This is a genomic window from Streptomyces sp. NBC_00576, assembly GCF_036345175.1.
GTDB lineage: Bacteria > Actinomycetota > Actinomycetes > Streptomycetales > Streptomycetaceae > Streptomyces.
The window spans coordinates 684421-707859 of record NZ_CP107780.1 but is presented as its reverse complement, the minus strand read 5'-3'; the positions used below and the strand labels follow the sequence as shown (position 1 = coordinate 707859).

17 protein-coding genes are annotated in these 23439 nt (G+C 68.9%); 11 read left to right on the top strand and 6 right to left on the bottom strand.

Translation table 11 applies throughout. The annotated features are described in order from the left end of the window. The first annotated feature begins 93 nt into the window (after window positions 1–93). From OG734_RS03030 to OG734_RS02980, 11 genes are all read left to right on the top strand, one after another. Window positions 94–1554, top strand: coding sequence for an APC family permease (locus OG734_RS03030; protein ID WP_330285903.1), 1461 nt, complete (start codon window positions 94–96; stop codon window positions 1552–1554). Window positions 1555–1657: 103 nt separating this feature from the next. Next, entirely contained in the window at window positions 1658–3148 is a 1491-nt protein-coding gene (locus tag OG734_RS03025) for an aldehyde dehydrogenase (RefSeq protein ID WP_330285902.1), read from the top strand. Next, window positions 3145–3855: a gamma-glutamyl-gamma-aminobutyrate hydrolase family protein gene (locus OG734_RS03020; protein ID WP_330285901.1), complete on the top strand. Its 711-nt coding sequence runs from the start codon at window positions 3145–3147 to the stop codon at window positions 3853–3855. Before OG734_RS03025 ends, OG734_RS03020 begins: the two co-directional genes overlap by 4 nt. Before the next feature lie 188 nt (window positions 3856–4043). Next, on the top strand, window positions 4044–4784 hold the full coding sequence (locus OG734_RS03015; protein WP_330285900.1) for a hypothetical protein: 741 nt from the start codon (window positions 4044–4046) through the stop codon (window positions 4782–4784). Window positions 4785–5530: 746 nt separating this feature from the next. Continuing rightward, complete coding sequence (locus tag OG734_RS03010) at window positions 5531–6538, top strand: LacI family DNA-binding transcriptional regulator (RefSeq protein ID WP_330285899.1); 1008 nt, start codon at window positions 5531–5533, stop codon at window positions 6536–6538. Window positions 6539–6783: 245 nt separating this feature from the next. Continuing rightward, window positions 6784–6975, top strand: a complete 192-nt coding sequence (locus OG734_RS03005; RefSeq protein WP_330285898.1) for a hypothetical protein — start codon at window positions 6784–6786, stop codon at window positions 6973–6975. Between the two features lie 124 nt (window positions 6976–7099). Next, a complete protein-coding gene (locus OG734_RS03000; protein ID WP_330285897.1) occupies window positions 7100–8398 on the top strand; it encodes an extracellular solute-binding protein in 1299 nt (432 codons plus the stop codon). A gap of 33 nt (window positions 8399–8431) precedes the next feature. After that, complete coding sequence (locus OG734_RS02995; RefSeq protein ID WP_443064819.1) at window positions 8432–9418, top strand: carbohydrate ABC transporter permease; 987 nt, start codon at window positions 8432–8434, stop codon at window positions 9416–9418. Continuing rightward, entirely contained in the window at window positions 9418–10311 is an 894-nt protein-coding gene (locus OG734_RS02990; RefSeq protein WP_443065060.1) for a carbohydrate ABC transporter permease, read from the top strand. Before OG734_RS02995 ends, OG734_RS02990 begins: the two co-directional genes overlap by 1 nt. A gap of 263 nt (window positions 10312–10574) precedes the next feature. Then, window positions 10575–12791 carry a glycoside hydrolase family 3 N-terminal domain-containing protein gene (locus OG734_RS02985; protein ID WP_443065059.1) on the top strand — a complete coding sequence of 739 codons (2217 nt, stop codon included), beginning with the start codon at window positions 10575–10577 and terminating at the stop codon, window positions 12789–12791. Window positions 12792–12860: 69 nt separating this feature from the next. After that, window positions 12861–14333 carry a glycoside hydrolase family 32 protein gene (locus tag OG734_RS02980; protein WP_330285893.1) on the top strand — a complete coding sequence of 491 codons (1473 nt, stop codon included), beginning with the start codon at window positions 12861–12863 and terminating at the stop codon, window positions 14331–14333. 158 nt (window positions 14334–14491) lie between these two features. Here the strand turns inward: OG734_RS02980 and OG734_RS02975 are convergent, their stop codons facing one another. The 6 genes from OG734_RS02975 to OG734_RS02945 form a co-directional block, all read right to left on the bottom strand. Continuing rightward, the gene (locus tag OG734_RS02975; protein ID WP_330294036.1) at window positions 14492–14731 is read right to left on the bottom strand and encodes a hypothetical protein; all 240 of its coding nucleotides are present in this window, start codon (window positions 14729–14731) and stop codon (window positions 14492–14494) included. Window positions 14732–15139: 408 nt separating this feature from the next. Continuing rightward, complete coding sequence (locus OG734_RS02965; RefSeq protein ID WP_330285892.1) at window positions 15140–17398, bottom strand: discoidin domain-containing protein; 2259 nt, start codon at window positions 17396–17398, stop codon at window positions 15140–15142. A 107-nt stretch (window positions 17399–17505) separates the two neighbouring features. Beyond that, entirely contained in the window at window positions 17506–18393 is an 888-nt protein-coding gene (locus OG734_RS02960) for a carbohydrate ABC transporter permease (RefSeq protein WP_330285891.1), read from the bottom strand. Window positions 18394–18399: 6 nt separating this feature from the next. Continuing rightward, window positions 18400–19380 carry a carbohydrate ABC transporter permease gene (locus tag OG734_RS02955; RefSeq protein ID WP_330285890.1) on the bottom strand — a complete coding sequence of 327 codons (981 nt, stop codon included), beginning with the start codon at window positions 19378–19380 and terminating at the stop codon, window positions 18400–18402. Between the two features lie 38 nt (window positions 19381–19418). Beyond that, complete coding sequence (locus OG734_RS02950; RefSeq protein ID WP_330285889.1) at window positions 19419–20711, bottom strand: extracellular solute-binding protein; 1293 nt, start codon at window positions 20709–20711, stop codon at window positions 19419–19421. Window positions 20712–20786: 75 nt separating this feature from the next. Next, a complete protein-coding gene (locus OG734_RS02945; protein ID WP_330285888.1) occupies window positions 20787–23321 on the bottom strand; it encodes a beta-glucosidase family protein in 2535 nt (844 codons plus the stop codon). Window positions 23322–23439 lie beyond the last annotated feature (118 nt).

Below are 23439 nucleotides of genomic sequence, written 5' to 3'. Positions count from 1 at the left end.
CGACCCCCTTGCCAAACGGATAGTTCCACCCCACCATGAGGCAACTCGTTTGGCCTGAAACGATTCCCCCTCTTCCCCTGGCAGGTGATCCGAGTGGACAGTCAGACGGTCTCCCCAGAGCAGACCGCGCGGGACGCATCCCCCGCAGGCAAGCTCAAGCCCAACGCTCTCGGCGTGCTGGGCATCCTCTTCCTCGTCCTGTCCGCACAGGCGCCGCTCACCGGCATCGCCGGGTCGGTCCCCATCTCCGTCGCGATCGGCAACGGTCCCGGCACGGCCGGCGCATACGTGCTGGTCGGTGTGGTGACCCTGCTCTTTGCCGTCGGCTTCGTCACGATGGGCCGGCACGTCGTCGACGCGGGCGCGTTCTACACGTACATCGGCAAAGGTCTCGGGCGGACCGCCGGGGCCGGCAGCGCGGGCGTGGCGCTCTTCGCGTACTGCGCCATCCAGGCCGCCATGTACGGGCTGTACGGCGCCATCGTCAACGGCCTGGTCAGCACCCACACGGGTCTCGACCTGCCGTGGTGGGTGTGGTCGCTGGCCACCATGGCCCTCGTGCAGCTGCTCGGCGCCACCGGCATCGACATGGGCGCCAAACTGCTCGCGGTCTTCGTCCTGGCCGAGTTCAGCATCCTGCTCGTCTTCAGCCTCGTCACCCTCTTCAAGGGTGGTGGACCGGAGGGGCTCGGGATCTCGGAGACCTTCTCACCGAGCGCCATCACCCAGGGCGCGCCGGGCGTTGCCGTGATGTTCGCCCTCGCCTCCATGTTCGGATTCGAGGCCACCGCGATCTACGGCGAGGAGGCGCGCGAACCGAAGAAGACCGTCCCGCGCGCCACCTACCTCGCGATCGTCGTGGTCGTCGGTTTCTTCGCCCTGACCTCCTGGATGCTCGTCTCCGCGCATGGCCCCTCGACGGCCGTCGCGGCGGCGGGCAAGGCGCTGGAGAGCGGGGACTCGACCGCGTTCGTCTTCGCCCCGATCGCCGCCGAGTTCGGCAACTGGGTGGGCGACGTCCTGCCGGTCCTGCTGGCCACCTCCCTCTTCGCCGGCCTCCTCACCTTCCACAACTCGGCCAACCGCTACCTGTTCTCGCTGGGCCGCGACGGACTGCTTCCCGGCCGCCTCTGTACGCTCAACAGCCGCCGTTCACCCTGGGTGGCGGGCTGCGTGCAGACGGCCGTCGCGGTGGTCCTGGTGGTTCCCTTCGCCCTCGCCGGCAAGGACCCCGTGCTGACGCTCTTCTCCTGGTTCAGCGGGGTCGCCGTCCTCGGAATGATGCTCCTGTACCTGCTGACCTCGGTGTCCGTGGTCGTCTTCTTCCGCCGCGAGCGCCTGGACACGCGCCTGTGGAACACCCTGATCGCCCCCGCCCTGGCCACGGTCGCCGTCGCGGGCGCCGTCTGGCTGATCCTCGACAACTTCACCACCCTCATCGGCGGCGACAGCGACACCGCCCTGTGGCTGGAACTGACCGTCCCGGCCGTCATGGCCCTCGGAGTCGTCACCGCCCGGCTGACGCGACCGCGTGTTCAGGCCGCCGACGCCTGACCCGGCCCCCCGCCGGCCTCCGGAGCGGCACCGGCCGCTCCGGAGGCCTTCACCCGCGTTCTCTCGACCACTCCCCACATATCCATCTGTTCTGGAGGCCCGCATGTCGCCTGTCACCCACGACGAGTGGCTCCGCCGAGCCAAGGCGCCGACGGTGCACGGCGCACACCACATCGACGGCAGGGACGAGCCCGGCGGCGGCGCCACCTTCGCCGTCGTCTCGCCCCGCGACGGCCAGGTGCTGACCGAGGTCGCCGACGGCGGGCCCGCCGAGGTGGACGCCGCCGTGGCCGCCGCCCGCCGGGCCTTCGACACCGGACCCTGGCCGCGCCTTGCGCCCGCCGAACGGGGCCGGGTGCTGCTGCGGCTCGCCGAACTCCTCGAAGAGCAGCGCGAGTTGCTCGCCCTGACGGTGACCCTGGAGATGGGCAAGCCGATCACGGACGCGCACGACATCGAACTGCGCGCCGCCATCAACACCTTCCGCTGGTACGGGCAGTTGGCGGACAAACTCACCGACGAGTCCCCGCACACCGCCCCCGACGCGCTCGCCCTCGTCACCCGCGAACCGGCCGGCGTCGTCGGCGCGGTCGTCCCCTGGAACTTCCCGCTCACGCTGGCCAGTTGGAAGGTCGCCCCGGCACTCGCCGCCGGTTGTACGGTCGTGCTCAAGCCCTCGGAGAACTCCCCGCTGTCCGCGTTGCAGCTGGGCCGGCTCGGCACCCAGGCCGGGCTGCCGCCGGGCGTCCTCAACGTCGTCGCCGGGGACGGCCCGGGTGCCGGCCGGGCGCTCGGGCTCCATCCCGACGTCGATGTACTGGCGTTCACCGGCTCCACTGCTGTCGGCCGCCACTTCCTTCGGTACTCCGCCGACTCCAACCTCAAGCGCGTCTGGCTGGAGCTCGGCGGCAAGTCGCCCAACATCATCCTTCCCGACGCCCCCGACCTGGAGAAGGCCGCCGCCACCGCCGCCTGGGGCATCTTCTTCAACCAGGGCGAGATGTGCACCGCACCCTCCCGGCTCCTGGTCCACTCCTCCATCGCCGAGCAGGTCACCGAGGCCATCGTCCGCCGGGCGCGCGAACTGCGCGTCGGTGACCCCCTCGACCCGGCCACGGAGATGGGTGCGCTGGTCGGGGAGCCCCACCTGGGCCGCGTACTCGACCACATCGGCGCGGGCCGGGAGGAGGGCGCCCGGCTGCGCACCGGCGGCACCCGCGTCCTGGAGACCACGGGCGGCACCTATCTGGAGCCGACCGTGTTCGACCAGGTAGGCCCCGGGACGCGCCTGGCCCGCGAGGAGATCTTCGGCCCGGTCCTGTCCATCCTCACCTTCGACGACGTGGACGAGGCGGTACGGCTGGCCAACGCCACCGACTACGGCCTCGCCGCCGGCCTGTGGACCTCGGACCTGACCACCGCCCACCAGGTCTCACGGGCGCTGAAAGCCGGCACGGTCTGGGTCAACTGTTACGAGGAGGGCGACCTGACCGTCCCTTTCGGCGGCATGAAGCAGTCCGGCAACGGCCGCGACAAGTCAGCGCACGCCCTGGAGAAGTACACCGAGCTCAAGACCACCTGGATCCAGCTGTGACGACGCGACCAAGGCCGCTCATCGCGATCCCGGCCCGCTTCGCCGCCTCCACGTCCGCTCTGCGGTACGCCGCCGAGGTCAACGCCCGCGCGCTGATCGAGGCCGTCTGGCGAGCGGGCGGCGAACCGGCGACCATCCATCCCGCGGAGAGTGACGTGGCCGCCCGCCTCGCCCGGTTCGACGGCGTCCTGCTCCCCGGCGGCGGCGACCTCGCCCCGCACCGCTACGGCGCCGCCGACACCCACGACTCGGTGTACGACGTCGACGACCTCCAGGACACCTTCGACCTCCAAGTCGCCCGCAGCGCCCTGGAGTCGGGCATCCCGCTGCTCGCGATCTGCCGCGGCCTGCAGGTCGTCAACGTCGCCCTGGGCGGCACGCTCGACCAGGACATGGGCGGCCCGGAGCGCGAACACCGGCACGTAATACACCCGGTGACGATTCGTCAGGGTTCATTGCTGGCAAGGGTCGTCGGTGCGGAGAAGGCGGAGGCTTCCTGCTACCACCACCAGCGCGTCGACCGCCCGGGCGCCGGCCTGGAAGTGATCGCCACGGCGGTGGACGGCACGATCGAGGCGCTCGAACTCCCGGACACCCGGAGCTGGTTCACGGCCGTCCAGTGGCACCCCGAGGACACCGCACACGAGGACCCGGCACAGCAGAGACTCTTCGACGCGCTGGTGAGCGCCGCCGGAGAGCGTGTCTGAGCCGGGGCGACAGAACGGACAAGGTCGTGGTTGGTGACCTGACCTGACCTGACGTTGTGGGATCCCAGAGTTCCCGTGGTCGAATCTCACGACCGATGGCCGCTGGGTGGCTGATCGGCCACAAATCTGAGATTGGCTGGTCAGCCTGTTCGCTCATTGGAGTGAATCGAACGTGAGGCAGACCTTCCATGGACAGTCTCATGGTCGACTGCTTCGCTCGATCTGTTGGCTTCGGCTGCTCCGTCCCGGACTACTTCCTGATCACAGAGCACGGCCCGGTGGGGGTGGACGTCAAGCCGTATCAGCGGCTGGCGAAGCCGGTGGTGGTCTTCGCTTCCACATGGACCCGGCTGGCGGTGGAGTCGCGCGGGTGGCGCTACGAGGTGTGGAGTGAGCCGCCGGAAGCGGAGCTGGAGAACATCCGCTTCCTGGCCGGGTTCCGCCGCGAGTGGCTTCTCGCGCCTGATCTTCTGGACGAGCTACGGTGCGCCGACCTTGACGGTGTCCCGTTGGGGGAAGCTGCTGAGCGCCTGCCCGGGCGGCCCGAGCCCTGTGTGCGGGCTGTGATCCATCATCTGCTGCACTTCCTCAAGTGGTGCAAGACCAGCGGCATCGAGGTCAGCAACCACCTGAAGTGGATCGCCAACGAGTTCCCCGTCACCCTCCTCAAGGTCGGCGTGGGTCTTGCGGTCAAGGGCCTGTTCAGCGAAGGCGAAGCAGTCGGCGAGACAGTCCTGACGCAGACCGGTCGGCGCACCACGCACCTGGACATGCCGCCCTTCACTATCGACACCGAGCAGGGCCGCGCCGGCGCCAGTTGCTCCTGGCGCTGGAACAGCGCATCGTCCTGGCAGACCAGCGTTCGGATGCTCGCCGACGAGCTGTCCGACTGCCTCTTCGCCCGTCGACCGGGCACATCGGCTCTCTGACGCACTTCGCGCACCCGGACATCGCACCCGCCACCAGTTCTCAACGCCAGCAAACCAGCGGTTCCGGTGGCGGATTCTGCCCGCAGAGGCCGATCTGCTCACCCGCGCCGCACGTGCGCTCCTCGACGAGCACGGCATCGACGAACCGCTCCAGTGGACCCCGCGGCTGCCCGCCCGCGCGCTGCGTCACCTCCAGTTGCCCGACCCCGACCCCGACCCCGACCCCGACCCCGACAGCATCAGCGCCGACCGGCTCCACCGGGCCGTGCCCCAAGGCGACTTCTCCATCGCGCGCGTCGCGCGCACCCTGAACACCACCACATCCCACGCCATTTACCTGCTCTCCCAACACCCCGTCGACTGGAGCCTGCCCCGCTTTCGCCGCACCCAGCACACCGCCACCCGCGTGAGGCAGTGGCGCGTCTGGTACGAACGAGACCGCCTGTCCCTGCAGGCCATAGCCGACCGGGAGGCGACCAGCCTCGCCACCGTTCGTCTCGCACTCCTCAAGGACGGCGCTGGGCTCCGCCCCGCTGGCTCCTGGTGGTCGCAGGTCGCAAATTCCTTGTTAACGAGTTGGGTCCGGTGTGTTGACCGGTGGGACATCTCGGTGCTTCACTTCCGGAACCGGTACCGAAACCGGTTCCGGGATCGCTTTCGGTACCGGTTGCACGAGTCTTTGTACGATCAGTCCTTCGGTGCGGGAGGGCTGTCTTCCGCCTTTGCATGGAGGGAGGGAGGGTGGCATGGGAATCACAATCGCTGACGTGGCCGCGCGGGCCGGAGTCAGCAAGACGACGGTCTCGCGGGTGCTGAACGACAAAGGCGAGATCCACGAGAACACTGTCTTGAAGGTCCGCAAGGCGATCTCGGAGCTCGGCTATGTGCCGAGTGCCGGGGCTGTGGGGCTCGCCCGCGGCACGACACAGATGATCGGCATGCTGGTCCCTGATCTGGCTTGGGTCTGGTCCGGCATCGTGCAGGCGGTCGTCGACACGCTGGAGAGCGAGGGCTTCGGACTGCGCATGCTGACCTGGAACCGCGGCGAGGAGTCACTGCGCAGGCTGGGCCTGCAGGTCGCCGCCAAGTCGTTCGACGGTCTGCTGGTGCTCGAGCCCGAGGGGGCCCTGGGATACATCACGGAACTGCACGAATCGGGACTGCCGGTGGTGCTGATCGACGACCGCTTCCAGCGGCCTGGATTCCCCTACGTGACCACCACCAACCGGGAGGGGGGCGAGCAGGCCGCGCGGCACCTGCTGGAGATCGGGCGCCGTCGTCCTCTGGTGGTGACCGGTCCCGAGGCGTACGGCTGTACCCGGGAACGGCTGGGTGGCTTCGTGGATGTCTATGCGCAGGCCGGGATCGAGCTCGACCGGCGCAGCATCATCTGCGGCGACTTCCAGTTCGAGAACAGCCGGAGCGCGGTCGCGCAAGCTCTCGCGGACGGCGTCGAGTTCGACGCCGTCTTCGGGCACAACGACCCGTCAGCGGCCGGCGTGCTCGCCGCGTTGCACCACGCCGGCCTTGAGATTCCGCAGGATGTCGCCGTAGTGGGCTTCGATGACGTCGAGCTGGCGTCGTACACCTATCCGGCACTGACCACCATTCGCCAGCCGATGCGGGAGATGGGTGAGGCGGCGGCGCGTCTGCTCCTGGACCACGTGCGCAGATCGCCGGAGGCCGCCCCCTCGCGCACCATTCCGACCAGCCTCGTGATCCGTGGATCGTCGTTTCAGCCGAACTTAAACTGACGCGACGTCATCGCGCTGCCACCGGTTCCGGGACCGCCAAGGGCTCAGTGCGCTTCCGGCCTGGGTAGGGCTCTCGCTCGGCCGCACCCGGTGGACGTATGAGTCGTCACCATTTCTGAACCGTCCGTCCCCGCCGCCCATCCAGCCCCGTAGGCGGGGACGGACTCCAGTTGGCCGTGGAACTGACCAACACCGGCCCTCGGGCGGGCCGGTAGGTCGTTCAGGTCCAGCTGAAGCCGCTGCACATGTCGACCCGACCGGCCTGCCCGCGTGCCGGCCGCTTCACCGCCATCCACGCAGAACCAGGATCACGCGTCACCGCCGAGGCGCACGTGCTCGCCTGCGGTCTCCCGATGCGGGACACCGGTACGCCTGGCACACCCTGCCCGGCCGCCACCAGCTCCGCGTCGGACGCTGCAGTCGCGATCCGCGACTGACCGCCGATGTCACCGCCGGCCCCCAGGTCTGCGACCCATGGCCTGACCCTGCCGGTCACCCGACCGTTCTTGTCCTCTGCCGCCCCAGAGTCCTGTACCGCTCAACGGCAAAAGGAGCCGCACTATGCGTACCACCACTCGTCACACTGTCAGAACCGTCCAGGCCCTGTCCGTCACCGTCACAGCAGCCTTGCTGGCCACCGGCTGCGGCCGCAGCGCGGACTCCGGCCCCGGCAAGGACGCTCCTGCGAAGATCAGCAGCGGCAAGGCCGAGGGGACGCTGGTCATGTGGGCCATGGGTGACACCGACCCCGCCCTGAAGAACCTGGCCAAGAAGTTCGAGCAGGAGAACCCGGACGCCCACGTCAAGATCACCCCCGTCCCGTGGGACGCCGCCCACGACAAGCTGACCACCGCGATCGCCGGTGGCAACACACCGGACATGTCCGTGGTCGGCACCACCTGGATGGCCGAGATGGCCGCCATGAACGGCTTCCAGGCCACCCCGGCGTCGATCAAGTCCTCAAGCTTCTACCCCGGCCAGTGGGACACCACCAAGTACAAGGACACGTCCTACGGTGTGCCGTTCATCGCGAACACCATGGTGGTCTACTACCGCACCGACCTCACCGCGAAGGCCGGCATCAAGGGCGCCCCGGCCGGCACCTGGGACGGTTACCTGAAGGACCTCAAGGCCATCCAGGCCACCGCCGGCAAGCAGAATCCCAAGCTGCGCTACTCGACCGGGTGGAACATCGGCTTCAACTCCTGGATCTTCTGGCTGCCGCTGGTCTGGCAGCAGGGCGGTGACATCTACGACGCCGAGACCGGGAAGTTCACCTTCGACTCGCCCGAGGTCGCCAAGGCTCTGGAGTACTACGCGAGCATCCCCAAGCAGGGCCTGGCGCCGACCGACAAGACGGAAAGCATGCCGGCGTTCCAGGCCGGCCAGATCGCCACCTACCAGGAGGGCCCGGGGGTCGGCGGCAGCCTCCACAACGACGCCCCGAAGCTGGACGGCACGTGGGAAACCGCGCCGCTGCCGTACTCCAAGCAGCCCGCCGGGTTCGCCGGCGGCAGCGACCTGGCGGTGTTCAAGGACGCCAAGAACGCCGACGCGGCATGGAAGTTCGCCCGGTTCCTCACCGAGCCCGCCAACCTCGCGGCCTACGCCAAGGCCACCGGCAACATTCCGCCGTCGCCCAGCGCGTGGGACGAGGCGAAGCTGAGCGAGGACGAGACGATGAAGGCGTTCGCCGACCAGCTCAAGGTCAGCAAAGCGCCGCCCGCCATCGGGACCTGGCAGCAGATCGCCGACGCCGTCGACTCCCAGCTGGAGAGGCTGTCCCTCGGCAAGGCCACGGTCGCCCAGGTGCAGCAGGCGCTGCAGTCCAAGGCCACCTCCATCGGCACCGGCCGCTGAGCGCCGCCGCGTGAGCACCCCTCGCAGGGACGGATGACATCCATGTCCACGAAAACGCTTCCCGGGCAGGGCGACGCCCACGAGTCGAGCACCGCAGGGCCGCAGCAAAGTGCCGGTCGCCGGCCCTTCGCGCTCCGGAGCACGGCGCGCGGTAGGCAGACAAGGGCCGCCTGGACTCTCGCTGCCCCGTTCCTCGCCCTGTTCCTGGCCTTCATGCTGCTGCCGGTCGTCTGGTCGCTGCTGATGAGCCTGACCGACACCCAGAGCGCCGACCTGCGCACCCCGCTGAACGTGTCGTTCACCGGCTTCGACAACTACGTACGGCTCTTCCAGGACGAGCAGTTCGTTCACGCGCTGCGCAACACCGCCGTCTTCGTCGTGGTGGGTCTGCCTCTGACGCTGGCCGCCGGGCTCGCCGCGGCGGTCGCCCTCGACCGCGGCATCCGCCGCTTCCGGGCCGTCTTCCGGGTCGGCTTCTACCTCCCGGTCATCACCAGCATCGTGGCCATCGCCGTGGTGTGGAAGACCCTCCTGGAACCGCGCACGGGACTGGTGAACACCGTCCTGGGCTGGTTCGGGATCGACGGCCCCGCCTGGCTGGCCGACACCCGCTTCGCCCTCCCCGTCATGATCCTCATGGCCGTATGGCGCAACCTCGGCACCGTCATGATCATCATGCTCGCCGGACTGCAGTCCGTGCCCCAGTCCCTGATGGAGGCGGCCGAACTCGACGGCGCCGGGGCCTGGCAGCGCTTCTGGCAGGTCACCTTCCCCCTCCTGCGCCCCGCCCTGCTGCTCACGGCCGTGACCACAGGCATCGGCTACCTGCAGTTCTTCGACGAACCCTTCGTGATGACCCAGGGCGGACCGCTGGACTCCACCCTCTCGGCCACGATGTACGCCTACCAGCAGTTCGGCAACGGCAACTACGACGTGGCCTCGGCCGCCGGTTACGTCATCTTCGTCCTCATCGTCGCGCTGACCGTCCTGCAGTTCCGGATACTGCGAGACAAGGACTGATACCCATGAACACCCTCTCCACCCTCCCGACAGCGCCATCCGGCGCGGACCAGGCCCTGCGGCGCCGCCACATCCGGCAGACCTGGGGCCACCCCTGGCTGTACATACCACTTGCCGGTGCTCTACTGCTGATGATCGCGCCGTTCTTGTGGATGCTCTCCGGTTCCTTCAAACCCGAGGCCGACATCCGCGCCGTACCTCCCGTGCTGATCCCCACAGCACCCACTACCGCCAACTTCCACGAACTGTTCAGCAGGCTCGACTTCACGAGCATGTTCGCCAACTCCGTGACCGTGGCTCTCGCAGTCACCGCCGGGAACCTGATCTTCTGCTCGATGCTCGGCTACGCCCTGGCCAAGCTGGAGTTCCGGGGACAGCGCGCCGTATTCACGCTGGTCATCGGGACCCTCATGATCCCCGGCCTGGTCACCTTCGTGCCGCTGTACGTGCTGGTGGCCAACATGAATCTGACCGGCTCCCTGCTCGGGCTGATCCTGCCCTTCCTTGCCACCCCCTTCGGGGTGTTCCTGATGCGGCAGTTCATCTCCTCCCTGCCCGACGAACTGATCGACGCCGCCCGCGTCGACGGCTGCAGCGAACTGGCCATCTTCTGGAAGATCATCCTGCCGCTGACCAAACCCGCCCTGGCCACCCTGGGGATCATCACCTTCCTCGGCTCCTGGAACAACTTCCTGTGGCCGCTGGTCGTGGCCCAGAACGAAAGCCAGTACACCCTCCCCGTCGGCCTCGCCCTGGCCAGCAGCGGACAGGACTTCACCCGCTACGGCATCCTCCTCGCCGGCAGCGTCGTCGTCCTGCTCCCGGTGACGATCGTCTTCCTCCTCTTCCAGCGCCAATTCGTCGCCGGCATCGCCACCACCGGCCTGAAGTGACACACCGGCGTCCGCCTCGCTGTGCGCCGTTCCCGGTCCCGACCGGGCGTCGGGCGGACAGCCCGCGAGCCCCGCCGTGGCGGGCGGCAGTGTCTCTGCGGCGAAGCGCCGTCGACCGTGGCAACCACCCCGGTCCGCAACGAACTTCCTCACCCGCGACTACTGATGACTTGGAGAACATAGTGGGACAGCCGGTCCGCCCTGCCACGTACCTGGATCCGGAAGCGGCCGTGGACTCGAGAACCGAGGACCTGCTGTCCCGGATGACCCTGCCGGAGAAGGTCGGGCAGTTGCTGATGCTCGACGCACAACACGGGGACCTGGTGGACATCCTGTCGACCAAGCTGGCCGGATCCGTCCTGCATGTGACTCCCGAACGGATGCCCGAGGCCATGGAAATGGCCCAGCGGACACGGCTCGGCATTCCCCTGCTCACCGTCGACGACTGCATCCACGGCCACTCCTTCTGGCCGGGCGCGACCATCTTCCCGACCCAGCTGGCCATGGGCTGCACCTGGGATCCCTCCTTGCTCCACCGGGTGGCCCGCGCGGCCGCGACCGAAATCGCGACGACCGGAATCCACGGGACCTTCTCCCCGGTCCTGTGCATCACCCGGGACCTGCGCTGGGGCCGGATCAACGAGACGTTCGGCGAGGACCCGTTCCTGATCGGCGAACTCGGCGCGGCAATGGTGCGCGGCTACCAGGGTGAGGGCCTCAGCGACCCGACAGCCGTGCTGGCGTACGCCAAGCACTTCGCGGGCTACTCCGAGACCCTGGGCGGGCGCGACGCGAGCGAAGCCGATCTCAGCCCACGCAAGCTGCGCTCGTGGTTCCTGCCCCCGTTCGAGCAAGCCGTTCGGGCCGGCTGCCGCGGCTTCATGCTCGGCTACCAGTCGATCGACGGGGTGCCCATCACCGCGAACCAGTGGCTGATCAACGATGTACTCAAGGGTGAGTGGGGCTTCACCGGCACGCTGGTGACCGACTGGGACAACGTCGGCCGGATGGTCTACGACCAGCGCACCTGCGCCGACTACGCCGAGGCGGCGGCGGTCGCCGTCAACTCCGGGAACGACCTCATCATGGCCACACCGGCGTTCTTCGAGGGTGCGCAGGAGGCGGTCGCCCGCGGCCTGGTCGACGAGAAACAGATCGATGACGCGGTACGGCGGGTTCTGCGACTGAAGTTCGAGCTCGGGCTCTTCGAGGACCCCCGCGCCCCCGACCCCGAGCGGCAGGCACAGGTGATCGGCTGCCGCGAACACGCCGACCTCAACCTGGAGACCGCCCGACGCTCCATGGTGCTGCTGCGCAACGAGGGGATCCTGCCCCTCGACGGCGGGCTGACCTCGGACACAACCGGCCGCGCCGCGAGCCAGGGCACACCGCGGACGATCGCGGTCATCGGCCCCAACGCCGACAGCCCGCAAGCCATGCTCGGCGACTGGGCAGGCGCCACCGGCCAGGTCCCGTGGATGCCCGACGGACATCCACGCAAGACGGTGGAGACGGTGCTCGACGGCCTTCGCGCCGTCGTACCCGCCGACTGGACCATCGCGCACGCCCGCGGAGCCGACATTGAAAGCCCCGCCTCCAACTCCGAGTGGTCCCTCGGGCCCGACGGCCAACCGCAGCCGCCCGTTTTCACCCCCGCCCCGGTCGACCAGGCACAACTCCGGGAGGCCACCTCCGCGGCAGAGGCAGCCGACTACGCCGTGGTGGTCGTGGGAGACACCATCGACCTCACCGGCGAGGTGCGCTCCACGGCCACGCTCGACCTCCAAGGAAGCCAGATCGCACTGCTGGACGCAGTCGCCGCCACCGGCACACCCATGATCGTCGTACTGATCCAGTCCAAGCCGAGCACCCTCCCCGAGTCGGCACTGAACGCGGCAGCCCTCATCGAGGCGTTCAACCCGGGCATGCGCGGCGGCCGCGCCCTCGCCGAACTCCTCCTCGGACTCACCGAACCCAGCGGCCGGCTCCCGGTCTCCTTCGCCCGCCACGTCGGACAGCAACCGGTCTTCTACAACCAGGTGCGAGGCCAGCACGGCAACCGCTACGCGGATCTAACCCAGGACCCCCTGTTCGCGTTCGGCGAGGGCCTCAGCTACACCACCGTCACCTACTCCGACCTGGTCGTGCAGGAGGAGGACGTCGCCGTCGACGGCACCGTCCACGCCACGGTACGACTCACCAACCGCGGCAGCCGCCCGGCCCTGGAAACGGTCCAGGCATACATCAGCGACCTGACCACCAGCGTCACCTGGGCCGAGCAGGAGCTGAAGGGTTTCACCCAGGCCGAGATCCCTCCCGGCGAAAGCCTGGAGGTCAACATCAGCATCCCTGCCTCGCGGTGCTCACTCGTCACGGCCGACAACCGGCGCGTGGTCGAACCAGGTGAGTTCGCCCTCCGTGTGGGCCCCAGCTCACGGCGGGAGCAGCAGCTGAGCGCGGGATTCCGCATCCGGGCCTGAAGACCACCGTCCAGCGCCCCTCGGCGCCGCTGGGCGGGGCCCCTGTCCGACATACCGAAAGGCACACGTGTGTCCACCACGCCCCGCGATCCGCACTATCCCGTCGTGCACCTGCGTCCTCCCGCCAACTGGATCAACGACCCCAACGGGCTGGTCTTCCACGACGGCCACTACCACGTCTTCTACCAGTACAACCCGTACGGAGCGACCCACGCGAACATGCACTGGGGCCACTTCCGCAGCCCCGACCTGCTGACCTGGGAACCGCTGCCGATCGCCCTGTCCCCGACCCCCGGTGGCGTGGACACCGACGGCTGCTTCTCCGGCAACGCCGTCTCCGACGGCGACCGTCTCGTCGCCTTCTACTCCGCGCACCGCGAGGACCGCTCGCCCCAGCACCAGCCGGTCACCTGCGCCGTCTCCCACGACGACGGCAGAAGCTTTGGCCCGCGCAGCGAACTGCTCATGCCCGAGTTGCCCGAGGACTGCACCATGTACCGCGACCCGTACGTCTGGCAGGACGACGACGGCTGGCGGATGCTGGTCGGCGCCGCCCTCGCGGACGGCCGCGCCGCCGCACTCCTGTACAACTCGCCCGACCTGGAGACCTGGACCTACCGGGGGCCCTTCGCGGCCCGTGAGAAGGAGCCGCTCAGCGGCACCAGCTTGAACACCAGCGAGGGCTGGGAATGCCCCCAGTACCTCCCCGCGGCCTCGGGACCCGGCGCCCTCATCATCAGTGCCTGGAACCTCGACGACGGCCCGCAGTGCGTCGCGGCCCTCATAGGTGAGGAAGGCGGCGACGTCTTCGAAGCCGGCCCGCCCGTACTCGTCGACCACGGCCCCGACTGCTACGCACCCGCCCTGCTGCGCGCACCGGGCAATCGGTGGTTGCTGTGGGGCTGGTCCTGGGAAGCCCGCGACGAAGCCTGGGCCGTCGCAGACAGATGGGCCGGCGTCCTCACCCTGCCCCGCGAGATCCATGTCGACGACAACGGCACACTGCGCCAGCAGCCCGCCACCGAACTACTCGCCCTGCGTGGCCAGCACATCATCCACGCCGCAGGTGCGACGCACGGCCCGCAGCCGGTGGACCTCGGCAGCGTGAGCCGCGCCTTCGACCTGACGGCCCGTCTGGAGCCGACCGGCAACGCCGGTCTGCGGCTGCTCACCACCCCGGACGGCTCCGAGTACCTCGACATCCGCCTCGATGCCGATGCGGGCGAACTGGTCGTCGACCGTGACCACGCCTCACTGGACCCCCGGGCTCGCGGCGGCTCCTACCGGATGCCCTGCGCAGCCGACCGACCCGTCGACCTGCGCGTGGTCGTCGACCACTCCATCGCCGAAATCTTCCTGACCACCACCGGCCAGGTCCTCACCCTGCGGTTCTACCCAACAGGGCAGGGTGCGTGGCGACTTCAGGCCCACAGCACGCCGGGTACGCGCCTCAGCTACGCGATCGACGTGTGGGAGCTGCACCCGCTCGTGATCAAGGAGCCGAGCACCGGCGTCGCAGCGCCGGCGCCAACGTCGCCGTAGGGTCTGGCTCTGCCCCCGATACTCCCCCTTACTGGCTGGCGTCAGAGACTCCGCCAGTCCAGTGCGGGGCTTCGGCCCCGCTGCACGAACCCCTGGGGTCCCGATGCCTACCTTCGCGAACAGCACATGTTCTGATTCAAGGCAACAACCTGACGCACTCAAGAGACGAGACCGCCGCCAGATCGCGCCTGTTCACGGACACCTCCGGCATCGCGATCGGGCTGGAGCGCATTCGGAGGGACCTGACCACCGATCCCCATGGGGCCATCGGCGCGGCCAAGCAGCTCATCGAGGCGAAGGCGAAGACCGCTCTTGGTGAGCTGAACATCGAGGTCGACCTGAACGCCGCGCTCCCAGCCCTGATCAGCATCCCTTCGCGGCTGGTGGTAGTAGCGCACCCCGTGAGTGCGGTGGTAGGCGGCCAGCAGCCGGTCGGGACGTTTCAGTTTGGCCCAGCCCGATCCTGCAGTGGGCCGGATGCCGAGCGGCCGAACTTGTCGAAGGCGAACACCCGGTCCGGAAAGCGGTCCAAAACCTCCTCGATCCGGTCCAGCTTCACCCTCTCACCAGATTTGGTTGTCCCCGCCCGAGGGAACCGGCCGGATCTCGAGGTCCGCCAGTTCCGGGCGCTGATCACGAACAAGAGCACGGACAAAGTTCTTGTCGATGCCGGCTTGTTCCACGTTGTCGCCTCCCAATAGTAGTGCCAGGTCTGAGGGCGTATGAGGGCGAGGGCACGCGCAGATTCCCTCTGCGCGGGCCCTCGCTGTGTGGGCTTCCTACAGGCGGTTTCCGCAGGCGTGCGTTCAGGCAGCGCGCGTGGTGAGGATCGCGGCGGCGCCGGCGGGCAGTCGGTAGCTGTACGTCGTGCCGCCCCACGGGACGTCGAATGTGGCAGCTCCGCTACCGGAGTTGTACGTCACCTGCAGCTTGGTGCCGTCGGGCAGGGTCGCGTTCTTGCGCTGGAGGCCGGTGCTCGTGGCCGGGGGCGACGTGGTCCTGCCGTCGGAGGCGAAGACGGAGACGTCGTGGATGGACCACCAGCTGCCGGAGCTTGCCTTGTTGACCACGCGGATGTAGCGGGCGGTGGTGGTGGGCAGCAGGGTCCGGCTCACGGTACTGCCGGGGCCGGTAGCGATCGGTTTGCCCCAGCTGGTGCCGTCGTCGGAGGTGTACACCTCGTACTGGCGGACGAAGTCACCGGACGAAGCGCTCGTGTCCAGGACAAGTTGGTCGAAGGTCTGGGACGAGCCGAGGTCGACTTGGAACCAGTCGCCCGGTTGCATGCCGTGTCCCAGGCTCCACCGGGTGGTCGCGTCGCCGTCGATGGCCTTGGACGGCGGGTCGTCCGAGCTGGTCGCGGATGCCGATGCCTGCCAGCCGTCGCGGGGCAGGGCTGTCTCGCCGGTGGGCGAGGTGAGGGAAGCGCCGGTGGGCAGGGTGTAGCCGAGCCACTGGTCGCCGATGCGTACCTGGGGCTGCTGGGCGAGCAGTCCGCTGTCGTAGCTGATCAGGGCCTGGCTGCCATCGGAGTTGCGGAAGGGGATGTCGGCGGAGCCGATGGCGGCCGCGTCGGTGCTGCCGTGCTGGGTGCCGGTCCAGGTGAAGGTCGCGGCTGCTCCCGCGGCCAGGGTGTAGGTGAAGTGGCGGTCGCCCCAGCCGACGTTGAAGGTGCGTGCCGTGCTGCCGGAGTTGTAGGTGACCAGTGCGGTGGAGCCGTCGGGGTTGGTGAAGGCGACGTCCTCGACGTTGCCCTTGCCGAAGGTGTTGGAGGCGACCCGGCGTGCCCCGGGCTGGACGAACTTGCTGGCCTGCGCGAGCCCCCAGTAGTCGGCCGTCGGTGTGTAGGTCCACGTGCCGTTCGTCTTCGGGGAGACGGTCACCACGGGGCGGCAGCCCTGGCAGCCGTTGTTGGTGGGACCGCTTGAGCCGTCCAGGGCGATGTTCCAGCGGATGATGCTCTGGGCCCAGTTCCGTGGGCCGTTGATGATGTTGTCCATCACACCGGCGAAGGCGCCCTGCTCATTGCCCTCCCAGCTGCCGCCGGAGCACTCGCTCTGGAAGGCGGGCTTGCCCGGGTAGTCGTTGTGGACGACGGTCTGTGCCGATACGTCGCCGGCGTAGCAGTGCCAGGCCGTGCCGGTGGCGTTCTTGGCGCTCGCCGCATTGGTGTACAGGGACTCGGGATAGCTGGTGACGTCCCAGTTGTGGTCGTAGCCCAGGATCCCAGTGGACAGGCCCTGCTTCCGCAGCGTGGGGGCCAGGTAGTCGTTGATAAAGGTCTTGGCCTCGTCCGCCGTCAGGCCCATGCTCGGATAGCTGGACGTGTTGTTCAGCGGCTCGTTCTGCGGGGTGACGTAGCGCACCGGGACGCCGGCTGCCGCGTATGCCTTGAGGAACTTCGCGAAGTAGTCGGCGTACGGCTGGTAGGCGTCCGGTTCGAGCCGGCCGCCGTTCATCGAGTCCCCGGTCTTCATCCATCCCGGCGGGCTCCACGGGGTGGCCATGAGGGTCAGCTGCGGGTTGATCTTCCGGGCCTGCTTCAGCAGGGGGATGGTGTACGACTGGTCGTGGTCGATGGTGAAGTGGGCCAGGGTGGGGTCTGCCTGGCCGGCGGGCATGTCGTCGTAGGAGTAGTTGCCGCTCGCGGTGAAGTCGGTGGCGGCCATCGGCTGGCGCAGGAAGCTCAGGCCGATGCCGTCGCGGCGGCTGAACAAATCGCGCATCAGCGCGTTCCGCTGACTGGCGTTGAGCTTGGTGCCGACCAGCCAGGCGGAGGAGTCGGTGAACGAAGCCCCGAAGCCCGTCATCGGCTGGTACTTGCGGGTGGTGTCCACGGTGATTGTCGAGGCGGAGCCGGCGGGTGCAGATCCGGTCTTCCAGGTCACCGGCGACTGCTGGGACAGGTATGTCTTGGTGGACGGGTTGGTGATCCAGACCGACGCCTTGCTGAGGGCGGTCCCGGCGGAGGCCGGTGTGGCTGCTGGAAGGACGGGGAGCGTGGCGAGGAGGGTCGTGGCGGCTGCCAGGGCAGTCCGGCGCCATTGCCGGGTGGTGGTTCTCATGGCGCGGCTCCTTTCGGGCAGGACGGCCATGCACGGTGGCGCGCGTGCATGACGTGAGCGGTGCGAAACCGGCGCGTGGGGGCCGGGTAAGGGCGCCGGAGCTGGAGTCACTTCAGGCCGGTGGTGGCGATGCCGGCGACGAAGTGGCGCTGGAAGAGGAGGAAGACGATCGTCACCGGGAGCAGGACGACGACGCTGCCGGCGAGGAGGATGCCGTAGCGGGTGAAGTCCTGTCCGCTGCTGGCCAGGGCGAGGCCGACGGGGAGGGTGTACTGGCTTTCGTTCTGGGCCACGACCAGCGGCCACAGGAAGTTGTTCCAGGAGCCGAGGAAGGTGATGATCCCCAGGGTGGCCAGGGCGGGTTTGGTCAGCGGCAGGATGATCTTCCAGAAGATGGCCAGTTCGCTGCAGCCGTCGACGCGGGCGGCGTCGATCAGTTCGTCGGGCAGGGAGGAGATGAACTGCCGCATCAGGAACACCCCGAAGGGGGTGGCAAGGAAGGGCAGGATCAGCCCGAGCAGGGAGCCGGTCAGATTCATGTTGGCCACCAGCACGTACAGCGGCACGAAGGTGACCAGGCCAGGGACCATGAGGGTGGCCATGACCAACATGAACACGCCCCGTCGGCCGCGGAACTCCAGTTTGGCCAGGGCGTAGCCGAGCATGGAGCAGAAGATCAGGTTCCCGGCCGTGACGGACAGGGCCACGATCACGGAGTTGGCGAACATACTCGTGAAGTCCAGGCTGCCGAACAGTTCCCGGAAGTTCGCGAGCGTGGGATGGGTGGGGATCAGGACCGGCGGCACCTGGCGGATGTCGGCCTCCGGCTTGAACGCCCCGGACAGCATCCACAAGAACGGCGCGATCATCAGCAGTAGGACACCGGTGAGCGGCAGGTACAGCCATGGGTGGCCCCACGTCTGCCGCGTGCGGCGGAGGCGCAGTCCCCGGTCGGTGTTCGCGTGTCCTGTCCGAGGGTGGGAGAGGGTGCTCATAGTGGTTCAGTCCTTGTCTCGCAGTATCCGGAACTGCAGGACGGTCAGCGCGACGATGAGGACGAAGATGACGTAGCCGGCGGCCGAGGCCACGTCGTAGTTGCCGTTGCCGAACTGCTGGTAGGCGTACATCGTGGCCGAGAGGGTGGAGTCCAGCGGTCCGCCCTGGGTCATCACGAAGGGTTCGTCGAAGAACTGCAGGTAGCCGATGCCGGTGGTCACGGCCGTGAGCAGCAGGGCGGGGCGCAGGAGGGGGAAGGTGACCTGCCAGAAGCGCTGCCAGGCCCCGGCGCCGTCGAGTTCGGCCGCCTCCATCAGGGACTGGGGCACGGACTGCAGTCCGGCGAGCATGATGATCATGACGGTGCCGAGGTTGCGCCATACGGCCATGAGGATCATGACGGGGAGGGCGAAGCGGGTGTCGGCCAGCCAGGCGGGGCCGTCGATCCCGAACCAGCCCAGGACGGTGTTCACCAGTCCCGTGCGCGGTTCCAGGAGGGTCTTCCACACCACGGCGATGGCCACGATGCTGGTGATGACCGGGAGGTAGAAGCCGACCCGGAAGACGGCCCGGAAGCGGCGGATGCCGCGGTCGAGGGCGACCGCCGCGGCGAGCCCGGCGGCCAGCGTCAGAGGCAGACCCACCACGACGAAGACGGCGGTGTTGCGCAGGGCGTGAACGAACTGCTCGTCCTGGAAGAGCCGTACGTAGTTGTCGAAGCCGGTGAACGACACGTTCAGCGGGGTGCGCAGGTCGGCGCTCTGGGTGTCGGTCAGGCTCATCAGCAGCGACCAGACGACCGGCAGCAGCATGAAGGCCAGGAACAGGGCGAGGAACGGGGCAGCGAGAGTCCAGGCGGCGCGGGCCTGACGGCCCTGTGCGCTGCGGCCAAGTGAGAGGCGCGGGCGGCCTGCCGCCGGCTGGTGGCCGACGGAGGCGCTCTCGTCTCGGGTGCCGCCCTGCCCCGGAAGGGTGCTCGTGGGCATGGTTGTCATCCGTCCGTACGAGGATGCGGGAGACGGCTTCAGCGGCCGGTGCCGATGCTGGTGGCTTTGGACTGCAGGGTCTGCTCCACCTGGGCGACGGTGGCCTTGCCGTAGGCGAGCTTCTCCAGCTCGGAGTCGATGGCGTCGGCGACCTGCTGCCAGGTGGTGATGGCCGGCGGGGCCTTGGTGACCTTCAGCTGGGTCTCGAAGGCCGCCATCTTCGGGTTCTGGCTCAGCTTCCCCTCCGACCAGGACTGGACGGCTGCGGGCAGGTTGCCGGTGGCATCCCCGTACTCGGCCAGGTTCTTCGGGTCGGTGAGGAACTGGACGAACTTCCAGGCCGCATCGGCATTCTTGGCGCCCTTGAAGACCGCCAGGTCACTGCCGCCGGCCAGGCCGGCGGACTGCGTGCCCTTCGGCAGCGGCATGGTCTGCCACTTGCTGTCCAGCTGGGGGGCGTTCAGGTGCAGGTTGCCGCCAGTGCTGGCGCCCTGCTGCACGGTGGCGATCAGCCCGCTCTGGAAGTTCTGGCCTTGGTCGGTCTTGTCGTTCGGCGACAGGCCGTCCTTGAAGATGCCGCTGTAGTACTGAAGGGCCTTGGCGGCCGCGGGCGAGTCGAAGGTGAACTTCTTCGTGCCGGCGTCGTAGATGTCACCGCCCTGCTGCCACACCATCGGCAGCCAGAACAACCATGAATTGAAGCCCGTCAACAGCTGGGTGGCATGGCGCAGCTTGGGGTTCTGCTTACCCGCGGTGGCCTGAATGGCCTTCAGGTCCTTCAGGTAGCCGGCCCAGTCGTCCGCAGGGGCACCTTTGATGCCGGCCTTGGTGGTGATGTCGGTCCGGTAGTAGATCACGGACGTGTCGGCGATGAACGGGACACCGTAGGAGGTGTTCTTGTACTTGGTGGTGTCCCACTGCCCGGGGAAGAACACCGACGGCTGGAACGAGGCCGGAGTGGCCTGGAAGCCGTTCATGGCCGCCATCTCGCCCATCCAGGTGGAGCCGATCAGCGACATGTCCGGGGTGTTGCCGCCGGCGATCGAGGTGGTCAGCTTGTCGTGTGCGGCGTCCCACGGCACCGCGGTGATCTGGACCTTCACGTCCGGGTTCTGCTGCTCGAACTTCTTGGCCAGGCTCAGCAGAGCCTTGTCAGGGTCGCCCATGGACCACATGACCAGCTTGCCCTTGGCCTTGCCGCTGCTGATCTCCGCCGGGGCGTTGTCGGCCGCGGAGTCGGCGCTGCGGCCGCAGCCGGTGGCCAGCAGGGCGGCTCCGATGGTGGCGCAGGCTATCTGGAGGATTCTGGCGGTGGGACGGAGGGTGCTCATGGTTGCGGCTCCTTGCGGTCGTGCTGAACAGGGCGCGTGGGGTGTGGTGGGGCAAAAGGGACTGCGGCCGGTGGGTCAGCCTGGGGGGTGCAGGCGCCCGTCGTCGACGGTCACGTCGGCGGCGAGACGCGCATCACGGCTGGAGCGTCCGACATGGAGGCGGTAGCGGCCGGGCGGAGTACGCCATGCGCGGGCCTTGCTGTCCCAGATCTGGAAGGCGCGGGCGGGCACGCGTACCTCGGCTGTGACGTGGGCACCTGGCGCCGCCTGGACGGTGGCGAAGCCGGCGAGCAGGCGCACCGGCCGGTCGATGTCGTCCTGCGGCGGCTCCACGTAGACCTGGATGACCTCACGGCCGGCCCGGGGGCCGCGGTTGGTCAGCCCCACGGTCAGGTTGAGCCCGTCTCCGCCTGCGGGGCTGGGCAGAATGGCGGAGACGGGAGTTGGGGAGAGGGCGACGGACTCGTACGTCCATCGGGTCCAGCCGAGCCCGTGGCCGAAGGGGAAGGCCGGGACGAGACCCGCCTTGTCCCAGGCCCGGTGGCCGACGTGGACGCCCTCGCTGTAGTCCACGACGCCGTCGCGGGGCACTGCGTCGGGGACGGGGACATCCTCGGCGCGAGCGGGCAGGGTCCACGGCAGTCGGCCGGACGGCTCGATCCGGCCCAGCAGGACGTCGGCCAGGGCGTGCCCGGCCTCCTGGCCCGGCAGCCACGCCCACAGCAGGGCGGGTGCCTCGTCGGCCCAGGGCAGCAGCACCGGCGCGCCGGCGTTGACGACCACGATGGTGCGCGGGTTGGCGGCGAGCACCTTGCGGACCAGGTCGTTCTGATGACCGGGCAGGTCGAGCCCGGTGCGGTCCCAGCCCTCGGACTCGACCTCCTCGTTGGTGCCCACCACGACGACGGCCACATCGGCCGCCTGCGCCGCGGCGGCGGCTTCGGCGATCTCCTCGTACGGCGTTGGCCCGGGCGGAGCGTGCCGCAGCTGGGCGGTAACAAAGCGGCCGTAGCCACCGGCGTCCACGACGGTGAGGTCAAGGGCGAGCGCGAGCCTGCGACCTTCCGGTCCCACCTCGACGTCGATCCCCCTCAGTGGCGGGTGATTGTGGCTGGACTTCAGCACCAGCTCCACACCCCGGCCATCGTCTCCGGCCAGGATCTCCTCGCCGTCCACGGTCACGCTGAAGCGCCCTGGGCAGCCGAACTCCAGACGGTGCGTCCCCGGTTCGGCGAGGGTCAGCACCGTGCGCAGCAGCACCCGATGGGTCTTTGCGTCGAAGCCGTCGTACGTGGTCCAGTCCCCGGTGGCGTTTACCTCGCCGCCGATCCGGTTGCCGCCGGCGTCCAGGTGGTCGGCGCGCACGCCCGTCTCGCCGGTGTCGGGATCGGTGAGCAGCGCGGCGGTGGCGTACGGCAGGCGCAGGCGGGCTTCGCCGCCCCGATGCACGGTCAGTCGGACGGCCTCGGGGAGCGCGGCGCGCAGCCCTTCCTCGAACGACACGGTGCGCACCGCCGGGACGTAGGCGCTGCCGCCGCCCTGGAGATACGGCGCCACGGCGTTGGGGCCGATCAGCGCGACGCTGCGGATGCTGTCCGGCGTCAGGGGCAGCAGGTCTTCCTGGTTGCGGAGCAGCACGGTGCCCCGGGCGGCGACTTCGCGCAGCAGCCGGAACTCCTCGGCAGCGGGTTGTGCCGGTACAGGGGCCGGCCCCGGCTCGTCGAGTCGGCCGACGTGCCCGGCCAGGCGCAGCAGCCGCAGCACCTTGTCGTCGACGAGTTGCTCGTCCACCTCGCCCGCGCGCACGGCCGCCGCGAGAGCGTCACCCCAGGGACCGTCGGGGCCGGGCATCACCAGATCCAGACCACCGACCGCCGAGGCCACGGTGGACCGGGTCGCGGCCCAGTCGCTGACCACCGGCCCGGAGAAAGCAAACTCGCCCTTCAGCACCTCGCGCAGCAACCGCGCGTTCTCGGTCATCGGCGCCGACTCGGTCCCGTCGTCCAGACCCGAATACGCGGCCATCACGCTCCACGGCTCGGCTTCGGCGAGGACGTGCGCGAAGGGAGCCAGGTAGACCTCCCGCAGCGTCCGCTCGTCCAGCCTGGCGCGGTACTGGGTGCGGTCGGTCTCGGAGTCGTTGGCCACGAAGTGCTTCAGGCACGCGCCCACACCCCGGCTCTGCAGGCCACGCACGACGGCGGCGGCCAGGGTGCCGGTGAGCAGCGGGTCCTCGGAGAAGTACTCGAAGTGACGCCCGGCGACCGGGGTGCGCTGCAGGTTGACCACCGGCGCCAGCACCACGTCGACGCCCTTGCGACGGGCCTCCGTGGCGAACAGCTCCCCCAGGCGCTCGGCGAGGCCGGTGTCCCAGGCTGCCGCGAGCGCACTCGGCGCGGGGGCCAGCAGCCCGGTTTCGTCAGGGTCATCACCCGTCCCCCGCACGCCCTGCGGGCCGTCGGACATCGTCACCGCGGACAGCCCGAGACGGGGCTCGGCCGGGAGTCTCCACAGGTCGGCGCCGGTCAGCAGGCGGATCTTGGAGTCCAGGTCCAGACCGCTGACGCGATCACGGAGCTCGGTGTCATCAGGGAGGGCAGGGCGGCTCATGCTCGTCCTTCCAGGCCGCGATGCGGCACGAAGCGGGCGGAACGGGAGCAGGAAAGCACACTTACTAAGTACTTAGTAAGTCCTTGTGCGTAAGTTCTTTCTCAGGTTTGATCGACGG

Coding starts and splice junctions, on each gene's coding strand:
- OG734_RS02950 (WP_330285889.1), bottom strand. CDS start 20,711: ATGAGCACCCTCCGTCCCACCGCCAGAATCCTCCAGATAGCCTGCGCC.
- OG734_RS03015 (WP_330285900.1), top strand. CDS start 4,044: ATGGACAGTCTCATGGTCGACTGCTTCGCTCGATCTGTTGGCTTCGGC.
- OG734_RS02995 (WP_443064819.1), top strand. CDS start 8,432: ATGACATCCATGTCCACGAAAACGCTTCCCGGGCAGGGCGACGCCCAC.
- OG734_RS03000 (WP_330285897.1), top strand. CDS start 7,100: ATGCGTACCACCACTCGTCACACTGTCAGAACCGTCCAGGCCCTGTCC.
- OG734_RS02965 (WP_330285892.1), bottom strand. CDS start 17,398: ATGAGAACCACCACCCGGCAATGGCGCCGGACTGCCCTGGCAGCCGCC.
- OG734_RS02960 (WP_330285891.1), bottom strand. CDS start 18,393: ATGAGCACCCTCTCCCACCCTCGGACAGGACACGCGAACACCGACCGG.
- OG734_RS02985 (WP_443065059.1), top strand. CDS start 10,575: ATGACCCTGCCGGAGAAGGTCGGGCAGTTGCTGATGCTCGACGCACAA.
- OG734_RS02955 (WP_330285890.1), bottom strand. CDS start 19,380: ATGCCCACGAGCACCCTTCCGGGGCAGGGCGGCACCCGAGACGAGAGC.
- OG734_RS03010 (WP_330285899.1), top strand. CDS start 5,531: ATGGGAATCACAATCGCTGACGTGGCCGCGCGGGCCGGAGTCAGCAAG.
- OG734_RS03025 (WP_330285902.1), top strand. CDS start 1,658: ATGTCGCCTGTCACCCACGACGAGTGGCTCCGCCGAGCCAAGGCGCCG.
- OG734_RS02945 (WP_330285888.1), bottom strand. CDS start 23,321: ATGAGCCGCCCTGCCCTCCCTGATGACACCGAGCTCCGTGATCGCGTC.
- OG734_RS03005 (WP_330285898.1), top strand. CDS start 6,784: ATGTCGACCCGACCGGCCTGCCCGCGTGCCGGCCGCTTCACCGCCATC.